Genomic DNA, 13,860 nt, shown 5'->3' with positions numbered 1-13,860 from the left:
GATCTGTTTATTTCTTTTTATCGGGCGAATAGATCAGTCCGTCTACCGCCTTTTCACCGTCGGGTGTAACGAATACGAAGGTGAACATCCATTTGTTCAGTCTGACTTCCGGCAGCGTGAATTTGCCTACGGGAAGTTTCAGGAATACTTTATTCCAGCCTTTCTGAAGATGTACCCGGATAGGATCTCTGGCTACGCAGTTCTCGTTGCCCAAGGCTATTTCATTCGATTTTTCTTTGTGGGTAGCTGTCCAGACAGGTGGCAGTATCTCCCGGTCGTTCAGCCATACGCGGCTTCCTTTGTAATCCCATTGTCCCTGTGGCGGTGCCAGATCCATTTCCGAACGGCCGTAGTTCTGGAATTCGATCCAGGCACCTGCTTCCTGTTCTTTCGGGGAATAGACCCATGTCCAGGCGTAGGCCGTATGGTTTTCTTCGGGATCTTTATAGAAGCAGGGAATGAGGTTGCCCCATACATGGCGCAGGTAGACTCCGGCTCCGATGGTTTCGCCTGTTCCGTATGTTTTTCCGTCGTAGACATAGCTCTCCTTCAGGTCTGCTTCGGGTGGGAATGTGCTGCTCAGGTCACCGTTGTTGGGGAATGCATCGGTGATACGCCATTTTACGTTTGTCTGTTTTACGTAAGCGAACGGGTATCCTTTGAAATTGTGTTCTTTATGCCAGAGCATACGTTTCTCGAATCCGGCAAAGGAGATATATGCCCGACTATCCTCGGAAGGCAGGTTCGTACCCTCTTTGTCGAAGTATTCATAGCCCCCTCCCCGCCAGGAACGGTCGGCTATGGCCAGCATGTTCGGGTAAAGGCCGTTTTCCCGGATTATGTTTTCTTCCGGTTCCACCAGGCGGTCGTTCCAGATGGCCAGGATGACACCGGCCATATCGTGGCTGCCTTCGGTATGGTTGTAAACCGTGCTGTTATATAAGGCGCGGATGTCGGCAAAGGTATCGAAATGGTTCAAGTAATGGAAACGGGAGTCGATGGCAGGTATCCCCGGCTGGGCTTTGCCGCGGTAACTCCACAGGTGTGTCATATCGATCTCTCCCGGTTGATAATGCCATCCCGGGTTCCAGGAGATCACTTTTTTGCCTTTTGATCGTACGAATGCAACCATTTCAGGCACAAATTGCGGATTGGTGAACTTCACTTCGTCCGTTCCGATATGCAGGTACGGAACGTCGAATGTTTCGCATACCTCTTCGATCAATAGCTTCAATATCTTCATCCCTTCCGGGCTTTGCATGTCGTGGCGGAAAGTACGGATGAAAGCGGCGCTGTGTCCCGGCATGTCCAGCTCGGGGATAAGTAATACCTGATGTTGTTTGCAGAATTCAACCAGTTCCCTAGCTTCTTCCAGTGTGTAATACTTGCCCGGCATACGGGTGGTATTGATACTGTCGTTGATCATCGGGAAGATCTTGCTTTCCAGTCGCCATGACTGGTTTTCGGTGAGGTGCCAGTGGAATACGTTGATCTTATAACGTGCCAGCATGGCTATTTCGCGTTTCAGCTCTTCCATCGAGATGTAAGAGCGCCCTACGTCCTGCATCAGACCGCGGATACGGAAAGCAGGCCAGTCGGTTATTCGGCATCCGGTGATGTATGATCTGTCGCCTTTCTTCTCCGTCAACTGCCGAAGGGTTTGGATGGCCCAGTAAACACCCTGTTCCGTTGTTGCTTCAATAGAGATTCCCTGCGATGAAACCTGTAGTTTGTAGGCTTCGTTCTGGTTGATGGCTGCTTCCGGCAGATTTTCCACCAATGTTACCCGGAAAGTCCTTTTGCTGGCGGGATTTACTTTGATATTGCTTTCCTGCAACCAGTCGGTAACCATTTGTCGGGTTTCGCCAGCCAGTGATACCGAAATATCTTTTCCGGAGAATGTTTGCTTTGTCCAGTCCACCTGCTGCGGCCAGGGGAGTAAGTTCAGACTACCGGCAGCATAGACCGCCGGTAGCCATAAACAGAGTATAAGTGTTATGAACAGTTTGTGTTTCATCCTTATTCTTTAATAAGGTCGGAGATCTTGATCGCCTGGAAAGTCATGTGTGCCACACTCGATTCATAGAAGATCCCGACAGTTTCCTTATCGATCATAGACAAACAAGTGTAACCCCATCCTTCGGCTTCGTCGAGTAATACCTGATGTTCTGCCGGCCAGGTCAGACCTCCGTCGAGACTGGCTTTGATTGTGATATGGTTACGTCCTTTTGTCGTGTTCGGGTTGGAGAACAGTAATAGTTTCTTTCCGGTGATGTTGTCTTCCGCATCTACCTTGATGAGGCTGGCCATACATACCGGTTCGGGAAGCGCGCTACGGCTGGAAGGGTGCTCCGTCCATGTTTTGCCCAGGTCTTTGGTCGTTGCCACGGCACGGCTGCCGCCACGGTTATCACGCATGTTGAGCATTAACACTCCCGGTTCTACCTCTGCTACTTGTGCTTCGGTCGTGTTGGTGCGGGCCAGGTTATGGATATGCCATGTTTTGCCGCGGTCTTTGCTGTACATTACCCCTGCGTTGGGAATGCGTGTCGCATCGATGAATTGAATCGGAAATACCAGTGTACCGTCCTGCATAGTGATACCGCGTCCCGGCCCTTGCAGCAGGAAGTACCACGAAGGGTCTTTTACCTGTGAAGTGATGTTGATCGGTTCGCTCCATGTCTTACCGTCGTCTTCACTCTTTACCAGCACTAATTGGGCCGTTTCATCGGGAGTCATACCCGGCATCGAGTTCCACCAGGCACGTCCGTTACCCATTCCGTGTGTCCAGGCGGCAACGATCCAGATCGTGTTTGTCTTTTCATCCACAAGGATGGACGGGTCGCCTACGCCGTTCTGGGCATGGGGTAAACCGCCGGTTTCACCGAATGTCATGGCTACCTGCATCGGTTCCCAGGTTTGTCCTTTGTCGGTGCTGCGGCTTACGCCTATATCGACCATTTCCTGAAGGTCGACGCTGCTGTTGTAGCGGATGTCGTATACCCCCAGAAGAGTTCCGTTATTGGTAGTAACCATTCCTGGGATGCGGAAAGCGGCAGAACCGTCGTCTCCTGCCTGGCGTACTCCTACACCGACACGACGGGGAGCCTCTGCTTTCCCTTTCCAGGCTATTGCAGCCGGTTTATTGTTGATGACTGCTTCGGGCATTGTGAAGGACACTCTCGATAGTAAAGACGTTTCAGGTTTCATCTCGATACTTACCCAAAAGTAATTCGGCCCTTTTACCATCGGCTGTTTGGAAGTCAGTGTGATGGTGTTTGCCGGTGTGGTCACTTCATCCTGTTTTACGGAATAAGAAGGATTGGCTACACGTGTCTTTCCCGGTGTGAAACTTGTCACATAGGTAACCGGGTTGAAATGCGTGCCTTCCCTTGCCGGCGCTTCCGTTCCGCTATAAAATAACCGGATCGCTTTGATGTCCGACAGGTTTGTCTCGTTACCGAACTGTAGGGTGAACTTATTTAATACATCCCCCTTCTGTGCGGGAATACGCATTTCCAACAGCACATTGTCTGTACGGTCGATCAGAATAGGAATCTGCTGTTCCCTTACGTACAAGCTGTCTGCTGCAAAGGCGGTTTGTGCGATGAATAGAAGACAGAGATAAAAGATGCTTTTCTTCATGATAATTGTTCTATTGTGTTGTTTGTTAAAATTAATCCGTCATATTAGCCACTTTGGGACGAAGGAAACAGATCTGAATGATCAGGGCGATCGCCACGAGTCCTGCCAGCATCGCAAAGTCGTGTCCGAGATTACCGGCATCTGTCGATCTGCCTAATAGATCTGTGATGGCTGCCCCGGCAAATACTCCGGTCATATTCATGATTCCGTAAGCTGTAGCCCGATAACGCGGTGAAATGAACTGGCATAGGATCGGCATATTGTTGGCATCGAAGATACCGAAACCGATACCGAAGCAAAGACCACCGCCTACAATCATCAGGAAGTTATGCCCGAAACCGAGCAATAATAACGATGGAATGGTCAACGCCAGTCCGATGGCTCCCGTGTAAACGCGTCCCCGGACGTTTGTCTGTATCCATTTGTCTGATAAGATACCGCCCACAATAACTCCGATGAATGAAGACAAGGCGATCGTAATTGTCGATAGCGGGCCGGCTTCAGACATATCGATCGACAGGTTTTCCGAGAACAATGTAGGTAGCCAGTTCTTGGTAGCCCAACCCGGTAGACTCGGTGTTGCGAAGTAGAGCAGGATGATCCAGAAGGAAATGTTCGTAAACAGCATTCCCATTCCTTTGAGAGCACCTTTGACCGGGTTTTCCACGGCAGCTCCTACTTCTTTTATCTTATGGACGATATGATCTTTCTTATCTTTCAGGAACAGGATCAGGATCACGCTGTATGCTATTCCGGCAATCCCAAACCAATGGAAGGTCGTTTCCCAGGTGAAAGCGCTTGCCACTGTGGCACCGAAGCCACCCAGGGCCTGTCCGGTGTAAAGTCCGGTCATGTGAATACCTACGGCCAGCGAACGGGTCTTTCCCTGGTGATAATCGGTGATCAGCGATAATCCGGCAGGGATATATAAAGCTTCGCTTACCCCCATCAGGGCACGGAGGAAATAGATCTGGTTGAAGGTAGTGCAATAACCCATCATCAGCGTAACGAACGACCAGACGAACAGGCTTCCTACGATCAGCCACTTGCGGTTTACCCTGTCGGCAATCATTCCTGCTACAGGACTCATGAATCCGTAAATCCAGAGGAATACGGCCATTAGGCGGCCGAAATTTGCCGCCGATTCCAGTTCGGTGATGTCGATCATCATCGCATCTTTCATGGTAGAGAGCATTTGGCGATCCATATAGTTCAGTAAGGCTACGCCCCATAACAGACCGACAACTACCCAGGGATAGATTTTTTTATTATTCATATCGTTTATTTTGGATAGGGAAAACAAAGTTTGGTGTAAGTTTTTATTTTGAAAGAATTTCTTTACAAAGCAAATTACATTTCAGAAGCATCCGTGGGATGTGGAACGGGCCTTTATACATATTACCTTTGGCCGGCTGCGACAGTGTTCCGTCGTAATGGAAATAGCCGTACCATTCGCCATATTCTCTGTCCGGGAAACGGGCATAGGTATATTCGTTGATCATTTGGTGCATTTCAAGATACTTGCTGTCGCCGGTAGCTTCATAAGCATATAATGTGGCGATAATGGCTTCGCACTGGGGCCACCAGAATTTCATATCATGCCAGTATTCCTGCTGAGGGAGGTTCTTGCAGTCTCTGAAATAGGTGATTCCGCCGTAGGTCTTGTCCCAACCCCATTCCCAGGCCCAGTCGAGGATGGTTAACCCCATCTGCTTCAGCTCCGGATCCCAGTTCCTGTATTTGGCCTCTTCCAGAATGAACCAGGCTGTTTCGATGGAATGGCCCGGATTGATGGTACGTCCCGGAATCGAGTCGATGAATTCGCCATTCGGGCCTACCGTCTCGAGGATTGTCTTAAACTCCGGCTTCATGAAGTCTCGTCGAAGTTCGCTGATCGATTCGTCTATCTGTCGGTTCAGGACTTCGTCGTCGATCGCTTCCCGGATACGTGCGGCCGTATCGATCAGGATCATACAAAGGGAATGTCCTTTGGCTATGAAACCTTCCCTGAATTTAGGTTCCAGCAGTCCCGGTGTATTTTTATAATGAAGAACCTGCTTGAACAGTTTAACCGCTTTTTCTGCATAACTCTTATCACTCGAAGCGATCGAGTATTGAGCCATGGCAATGGCAGCAAATGTTTCAGAGAATACATATCTTCTTTTGCGTACCGGAACACCGGTTGCCGTTACTTCGTAGAACATGCGTCCGTCGGTGTCGAAACAGTATTTCTCGATGAAATCGATCCCGTTTTTACATGCCTGCAACCATTCTTCGCGTTTCTCTATATTATTGTAGGCATATGCCAGTATAAAAGCGAACCGTCCCTGAAACCAGACAGACTTGTTTGAATCCATCAGTGAGCCATCCCTGTTCAGGCAGGTAAAATATCCTCCGTTCTCCTTATCGATACCGTATTTCAGCCAGAAAGGCATGATATCGTTCAAGAAGTCGTTTTTATAGACGTCTCCCCAGTAACCCAGGTAATCAGCCGGTTGGTTTATATTTGTCTTTGCATCCATAAGGCCTTAGAATTTGTTACATCTTTCAAAGAAATTGATGGCTTCCAATTCTGCTTTCATGGCTACCTCTTCGGCATCTGTCATGTTCTGGAACGGAGTACGGTTTTTACCGAGGTCGAGACCGATCAGTTTCATGATGCGCTTTCCCCCTACGATATTTCCGCGGTAATGGCAAATAACGTTGATTACCTCTTGTGAGAAGTTCTGTTTTTCGCGGGCTGTTTCCAGGTCGCCGGCTTCCCATGCTTCGATAATTCCTACCAGTTCTTTTCCGTTATAGTTGGTCGTTCCGCCGATACCGCCTTGTGCTCCGCCCATAGCCAGGCATGGTAGAATTGTTTCGTCCTGTCCGTGAAGCATATCGAATTTACCTTCTTTATACAATCTGCACTGATTGTATTCATACAGGCTTTCGTACGTATATTTAATGCCGGCAAAGTTTGGAATGCGTCCGTCCACCGCTTTCAGAAAATCAACCATAGAAAGGAATGCCCCGTTGAATGCCGGGATATGATAATAATAGAAAGGTAGTTCCGGTGCACCGCAGGCAATTTCTTCGCAATATTTTACCAGCTCTTCCACACGGTTCACCTTAGGAAAAGGAGAAGCCATCGCACCGATACCCCACGCACCGATCTTTTGAGCATGAGCAGCCAGATTGCGGCTTGTCTTCACGCAGGTACTTCCGACATGCACGATAACTTTGAATCCTTTAGGTGCAACTTCCACCCATCTTTCAGCCAGTTTCATGCGTTCTTCTTCATTCAGCATATATCCTTCGCCGGATGATCCGTTAATGAAAACGCCTTTCAATCCGTTGTTAACAAGTAGCTTGGCATAAGCTTCAATGGGTTCGTAATTCACTTCTCCATTTTCATAAAACGGAGTAAAAGGAGCATCGATAAGACCTTTAATTCTTTCCATGGTACGTAGTATTTTAGTAGTTATTATATACTGTATTTTAAATACATGGCAAATATAAATAAAATATTTTAATAAATGGATAGTGATTTGAGAAATATTTTCCTAATAAGTGGAATTTGTTTTCAACTATGTTAGGTGTGTGGAAATTTGTGGAAACAGTCTTGGTTGGAGGAAAATAAAATTCCAAAGAAGGAAAGTTGCTTTATATACAACAATCCTTCTTTGGAACTCAAGATTATTTCTAAATTTATTTTGCTCCTGCAACTTTATAACCTGGAGTTTGGTTCAAGGCAGGGTTGTTGGTCAGCGTCGTTTTATCGATCGGCCATAATAACTTGTCAGTATTTCCATTTTCTGCCAATGTATGTTCGAATACATATTCATTACCAAAACGGCGCAAATCATACCAGCGTTTGCCTTCCATGATAAATTCTTTAAAACGCTCTTCTAAAATAGTTTCGTTGATATCTTTATCATTCGGTTGATTGGGGAAACCGATTGTTTCACTATCGTAGTTTTCCCCATAAGCCCGTTGACGTATCGCATTTATTTCTTCTGCCGGACTTTCTCCCAACATTGCTTTTGCCTCTGCCAGCATAAGCAAAAGGTCTGCATAGCGGTATATAGGATAATCATCACATAAAGAGCGGCTGTCACCAGCATCCTGTACTCCCTGGTATTTATAATTAAATACGCCTATAAGATCCAGTGTTCCATCTTCCAGTTTATTGTAAGCACCTTTCAATGTTGCTAGTTTGCGGCTGTCTTTATCGTCATATCTATCCATATTGTCTTTTTTAATACCCAGACGGATCAGGCCTAATCTGTTTTCTTTTGTCAGGTCGAATTTTTCTCCGGTTGCAGCATCGTAATAGGTGGATAAGTAGTTTCTTTGGGGGAGAAAACTACCGCCAAAAGAACCATTCCACAAATCATATTCTTTGAGTTGATTCCGGAAAGCAAAAATGATTTCTTTATTTCCTTTCTCTGTATAGGCAAAAATGTCACTGAATTTTTCCATCAAACCAAGTGAAGAAACATTGTTCTGTATATCTGTCAAGGCACTTTTGGCAACGGTTGCATCTCCATTACCTCCTCCCATTTGTTTTCCAGACCAAAGATATACTTCGCCTTTTAACATTAATGTCGCCGCTTTTGACCACATGCTTTTTTGTCCTTTGATGGTATAATCCGAACCAAATGCATTTATAGAAGCTTCAATATCTGCTTTTATTTGTGTCATTACATCGGCTGCCGGAGATGCTTCTTTTGCCATATTGGAAACATCTACTGTAAATGTCGGTTCAGTTGTAATGACTGCATCCCCCCATGACCGTAAAATATGGAAATAATAGAATGCCCGTATACCATAAGCTTGCCCAAGGTAATAGTTTTTCTGTTCTTCGGTCAATATTTCAGTTTCACTGGTACGAAGTATCATTAGATTTAACTGATTGATATTCTCATAGAATTTACCGTAATTGGAAATACCCGGGTTTTCTTCGTTTAAAGTATTATACGGAAAGCGCTCCATGCCCTGTGAAGCCTCACCTCCGAATGGTAAATCACCAAAAACGTCGCTTCGTGCTTCCCCTAAAAGGAAGAAATTATAGGCATGTTCTCTGAAACGAGTGTGCAATCCGGTCATGAAAGCATCGAACTGGTCAGCCGATTTCCAGTAATTTGCATCTGATATGGAACTGATTGGCTTCATATCCAAAGATGTACATCCTCCTATGAAGAGCGATGATATTATGGCTATTGATAAAAATATTTTTTTCATATTGCTTTTAATTTAAAGAAGTTGTCAGAATGAAACAGAAACACCTAATAATACAGTTCGTGGCATAGGATATCTACCTTCGTCTACTCCGGCATTATCTTTCTTGACTGCCGGTTCGGGTGACATTCCCGTATAACCGGTAATATAGAATAAGTTTTGTCCTGTTATGTAAATAGAGGCATCACTCAGTGTCGCTTTTTCAATAATTTTTTTAGGTAAACGATAGCTTAATGTGATCTCTCTCAATGCCAGGTAGTCTCCTTTTTCATAGAAACGGGAACTGTTATTATTGATATTGGGATTCGCATTGTTTGAACGTGTTATGTTCTTTTTTCCTAACTGGTCTGCATAATAGAATTTAGGCAGATCAGCATTGACATTCTCGGGAGACCAAGTGTTATAAACGTCTTTTATTATGTTGAAAGAACCTTGATATTGTCCCAGTGAACGTGCAGCAAGGTCATTGTAAATAATATGCCCTAATGCATAGTCGAAGCGAGCAAATAAAGAGATGTCTTTATAAGAAAGATTTGTAGAAAATCCTCCTGTCCATTTAGGTAAAACATTTCCGACTTTTACACGGTCATATTCGTTGATCACACCGTTATTATCGAGGTCTGCCCACATAACATCTCCCGGTTCAATCGGTTTTTTACCAATCTTTTCCTTATCACTCATCTGCGCCCATTTGTTTGGCCCATATAGTTCAGCGACTGCGTCATATCTGTCACCGGCATTAGCTTTTACGTCATCCCAGTCTTTGAAAATACGTTCTTGTTTATAAGCATATACTTCGCCGAGAGGTTGTCCTTCCTGGTATCCGCCTACCCAGGTCACTTTTCCGGATTTAGGATCATATACTTCCATACCTCCCTGACGGTTATTTTCGTTACCATTGTAAGGCAACTTAATGATTTTATTATGCACCAACGATGTGTTGAATGAGAAATCCCAACTGAATGCTTTGGGGTTCGAAAGGATATTAAGTTTTACTTCTGCTTCGAAACCGGTATTACGCAAGCTACCCAAGTTTGTTCTGATATTGCTGAAACCCGTATATCCGGGCAATTCCAAGCTGGTCAGCAAGTCGCTGGTGGTACGGTTATAATAATCCAGGATCAGGTTGAAGCGATTGTTTATGAAGCCCAGGTCGAGACCTACTTCAAAAGAATTACTTTTTTCCCAGCGAAGGTCGCTGTTGATCAGTCCGGTATTCAGGAAACCAACGTTGCCATTATAAGGAATAGGAATACTGGAACTGTTGTTGATCGTGTTGTATTCTCCATATACTTCATAATTGCCTAGTCCGGCGACATTACCATTTACACCGTAGCTGACACGTGGTTTAACAGTAGATACATATTTGGCCACTTCTGTATCTTTAAAGAATGATTCTTCGTGCAGGTTCCAACCAGCGGAAACACCCGGGAAGAATCCCCAGCGATTATCACTTAGTTTGGATATGCCATCATAGCGGGCAACAACAGAGAACAGATATTTGTATTCATAGTTGTAATTGACACGGGCGAAGCCAGATAGCATGCGATAACCATCTTTATAAGAATAGACTTCCGTTTTGTCACTTGATCCGTTCAGTGTAGGAATATCGTCACTGGGGGCTTTATTTCCTTTCGCCTGTAGCTTGAAGCGGTTGTAGTCGAAATACTCGCCACCGATCATTGCATCCAGATTATGTTTCTCTATAAATGATTTATTGTAAGTCAATGTGGCACTATGTTGCTGTTGGAACTGACGTTCATACATACCACGGGCGTTGCGTGTATTGTTGGGAGTTGAGCTATTCTGTGTCTGATATTGTTTATCGAAATCTTCTTGCTCGTTATCAATATAGTAAATTGAACTATTTTCATTCAATGCCAGTCCGGGAATAATTTCCCAGCTTCCTCCAATATTGAAGGTTGTCCGGCGTACATTATTGATACGTTGTAGTTTGTCTTTCCAATAAAGAGGATTCCCGTCAGCAGATCCGACACCGGCGGCAGGGTTTCCATCTTCATCATAAGGATTTAGGGTCGGCCATAAACTCATGGAGCGATAGAACAGCTGTGCTTCGCTGATCCATAACCCTGGTTTTTTTGAAAATGAATAAGTTGCTCCTGCATTGATTTTAATGTTGTCGCGAACCTTATAAGAACCATTGATATTTCCGGTGAAACGTTCATAAGAAGTACCGACAACCTGTCCTTGTTCATTATAATATCCGAAAGATGTCAGGAAAGTTGCTTTGTCATTTCCTCCGGTTACACTGAAATAATGATCCTGTGTAAATGAAGGATCATTGAATGCTGCATCCATCATTTGACCACCGTAGTCTTTAAAGATCAGCTGTCCTTCGCCATCGTACGGGTCTGTCATTTGCTCCCATCCTTCATTTAGAAGATGTTTGTTTTCATCTGTCAGATAATGAACAGAGAAATGATTTCCGGCATTGGTTCCATAACCGGTTGTGTTATTTACCTGTTGCAATGTTCTGGTATAGCCGGCATCATTGATGTATTTATTGCCTAGTCGATTATAATACAGGAAGTCTCTGGCTCCAAGGAACTCATAGCCTTTGCGGGCAAAGTTCATACCGCCTTTAAACTTGTAAGAAACAGTCGCTTTTCCTTCTTTGGCTCTTTTTGTCGTTACAAGGATAACACCGCTGTTGGCACGAGCTCCATAAATCGCAGTGGAAGCCGCATCTTTTAGAACCTGGATAGATTCTATGTCGGCGGGGTTTACGTCATTCATGGAACGTACGATACCATCAACTACAACCAGTGCCTGATTGTTTGCAGGGTCACCCGTAATAGTAGCTCCCCCACGCAAAACGATGTTAGGTGCTTCTCCCGGCTTACCGGATGTATTTACAACGCGTAAACCACTCACTGTACCTTGCAGTGATTGTCCGGCATTTGAGATTGCTACATTTTCAAGCGCTCTGTTGTCCAACTTGGAAATAGCTGTGGTTAGGGTTGCCCTCTTTTGTTGTCCACCGTAACCGGTAACAACAACTTCATCCAGTTGCTCTGCATCTTCGCGTAAGATAACATTTACTTTTGTTTTTCCGGCTAATGGAACTTCCTGCGTTTTGTAGCCGATAAATGAAAATTGCAAGATTGCATTTTTGTTAGATACAATAATGGAGAAATTACCATCAAGGTCAGTCACTGTACCATTTGTGGTTCCTTTTTCCACAATAGAGGCGCCCGGCACGGAGAAATTGGACTCATCCATAACCGTTCCTGTGATAGTTATCTGCTCTTGTCCCCATGCAAAAGCAGGAAGCAGCATAACAAGCACTAAAATCAGGAAATTTTTCTTCATAATAAATTACTTTTATTTGTTAATAACCAAGGTTGAAACTTGCGGATAAATATGAGTTTATCTCGTATATTGACAGAGTTCGTGACAGACTCTGGTAAATAATGGCTTAAATAGATTTAAAAAGAGTGTAAAAAATATCTTATAAGTATTAGCTTATGTGGAAAGTCAAGTGAAGAGTTGAAATATTGTGCTTTTTTTATTTTAACAAGCTTATATTTGAAATATATTTATTTACTTTTGTTCAATCATACAATGAATAGCAAAAAATAAGGCCATGAATACAAAATTTCTTATCACTACCGACAATAACCGTAATGAGTCTCTTAAAAAGAAAATCATACATTATTATATTGCTAATGGTGATGCTACGATAGCAGAACTCTGTAAGGAAATGGACTTAAGCATTCCAACCGTAACTAAGCTGATTGGCGAGTTACAAGAAGACGGTTATATACTGGATTTTGGGAAGCAAGAAACCAGTGGTGGACGTAAACCTAATATTTACGGACTGAACCCAACTTCAGGCTATTTTGTGGGAGTGGATATCTTTCGGGATAAGATCAATATTGCAGCTGTTGATTTTAAAGGAGAAAAATTGAGGATAGAAGAAAACATTCCATTTGTTTTAGAAAATACTCCGGCAGCTCTTGAGTCATTATGTATTTTGATAAATACTTTTATAGACTCTTTACCTGTATCACGTGAAAAAGTGTTAGCAGTCGGAGTCAATATTTCCGGTCGTGTTAGACCAGAGTCAGGTTACAGCTACAGTATTTTTTACTTTGAAGAAAAGCCTTTATCTCAAATATTGGAAGAGCGCATAAAAATCAAGATATATATTGAGAATGACACTCGTGCCATGTTGTATGGAGAGTATATGCAGGGAGTTGTTAAAGGTGAAAAGAATATTTTATTTATTAATCTGAACTGGGGTCTAGGGCTTTCTATCTTTATTAATGGAGAATTGTATTATGGCAAATCCGGTTTTTCCGGAGAGTTCGGTCATTTTTGTTTCTTTGATAACGAGATTCTCTGTCACTGCGGAAAGAAGGGATGCATTGAAACTGAAGCCTCAGGTTCAGCTTTGCATCGTAAATTATTAGAAAGATATAAAGAGGGCAGTAGCACGATCCTTGCGGCTAAAATAGATAAAAATGAAAAAATAACTTTGGCGGATATGATTGAAGCCATACAAAAGGAAGATGTGCTTTGTATTGAAATATTGGAAGAAATGGGATTGAATTTAGGCAGGGGGATTGCTGGTTTAATGAATATATTCAATCCGGAACTGGTTGTTTTAGGTGGTGCATTATCTCTGACTGGAGAATACATCAGCCTCCCGATAAAGAGTGCTATACGGAAATACTCCCTTAATTTAGTGAGTCAGGATACTGAAATAAGATTGTCTAAACTAGGCGAACGAGCTGGAGTGTTGGGAGCTTGCTTGTTATCACGAAGTAAAATTTTAGGAATGATACGATATTAATCTCTCTTTTTATACAGATTTACCAAAACTTTGATTCTTCCCCTTACTACTACTTGTGAATATTTATATCTATAGCTTGAATTAAGAATGTTTTTAGTTCAGGCTGTTTTATATTGAAAATATATTTTTTTACTATTTGTTTGTTATTAAAATTATTTATTTATATTTGC

Annotated in this window: 8 protein-coding genes; 1 reads left to right on the top strand and 7 read right to left on the bottom strand. The window is 43.7% G+C overall.

Annotation, left to right across the window (positions count from 1 at the left end):
• Positions 1-7: 7 nt before the first annotated feature.
• The 7 genes from HMPREF1212_RS20825 to HMPREF1212_RS20795 form a co-directional block, all read right to left on the bottom strand.
• Positions 8-2,017, bottom strand: coding sequence for a family 20 glycosylhydrolase (locus HMPREF1212_RS20825; RefSeq protein WP_046150937.1), 2,010 nt, complete (start codon positions 2,015-2,017; stop codon positions 8-10).
• Positions 2,018-2,019: 2 nt separating this feature from the next.
• On the bottom strand, positions 2,020-3,645 hold the full coding sequence (locus HMPREF1212_RS20820) for a sialidase family protein (protein WP_046150936.1): 1,626 nt from the start codon (positions 3,643-3,645) through the stop codon (positions 2,020-2,022).
• Between the two features lie 31 nt (positions 3,646-3,676).
• Entirely contained in the window at positions 3,677-4,921 is a 1,245-nt protein-coding gene (locus tag HMPREF1212_RS20815) for an MFS transporter (RefSeq protein WP_046150935.1), read from the bottom strand.
• Between the two features lie 43 nt (positions 4,922-4,964).
• Positions 4,965-6,167, bottom strand: a complete 1,203-nt coding sequence (locus HMPREF1212_RS20810; RefSeq protein ID WP_028730086.1) for an AGE family epimerase/isomerase — start codon at positions 6,165-6,167, stop codon at positions 4,965-4,967.
• A gap of 6 nt (positions 6,168-6,173) precedes the next feature.
• A complete protein-coding gene (locus HMPREF1212_RS20805) occupies positions 6,174-7,091 on the bottom strand; it encodes a dihydrodipicolinate synthase family protein (protein ID WP_046150934.1) in 918 nt (305 codons plus the stop codon).
• Positions 7,092-7,338: 247 nt separating this feature from the next.
• Entirely contained in the window at positions 7,339-8,874 is a 1,536-nt protein-coding gene (gene nanU / locus HMPREF1212_RS20800) for a SusD family outer membrane lipoprotein NanU (protein ID WP_046150933.1), read from the bottom strand.
• A 24-nt stretch (positions 8,875-8,898) separates the two neighbouring features.
• Positions 8,899-12,204: a SusC/RagA family TonB-linked outer membrane protein gene (locus HMPREF1212_RS20795; protein WP_028730089.1), complete on the bottom strand. Its 3,306-nt coding sequence runs from the start codon at positions 12,202-12,204 to the stop codon at positions 8,899-8,901.
• Between the two features lie 274 nt (positions 12,205-12,478).
• On the opposite strand from HMPREF1212_RS20795, the gene HMPREF1212_RS20790 reads away from it, so the two are divergent.
• On the top strand, positions 12,479-13,690 hold the full coding sequence (locus HMPREF1212_RS20790) for an ROK family transcriptional regulator (RefSeq protein WP_028730090.1): 1,212 nt from the start codon (positions 12,479-12,481) through the stop codon (positions 13,688-13,690).
• The last annotated feature ends 170 nt before the right edge of the window (positions 13,691-13,860 follow it).

Source organism: Parabacteroides sp. HGS0025 (assembly GCF_000969845.1).
GTDB lineage: Bacteria > Bacteroidota > Bacteroidia > Bacteroidales > Tannerellaceae > Parabacteroides > Parabacteroides gordonii.
This window is presented reverse-complemented; position numbering and strand designations above follow the sequence as displayed.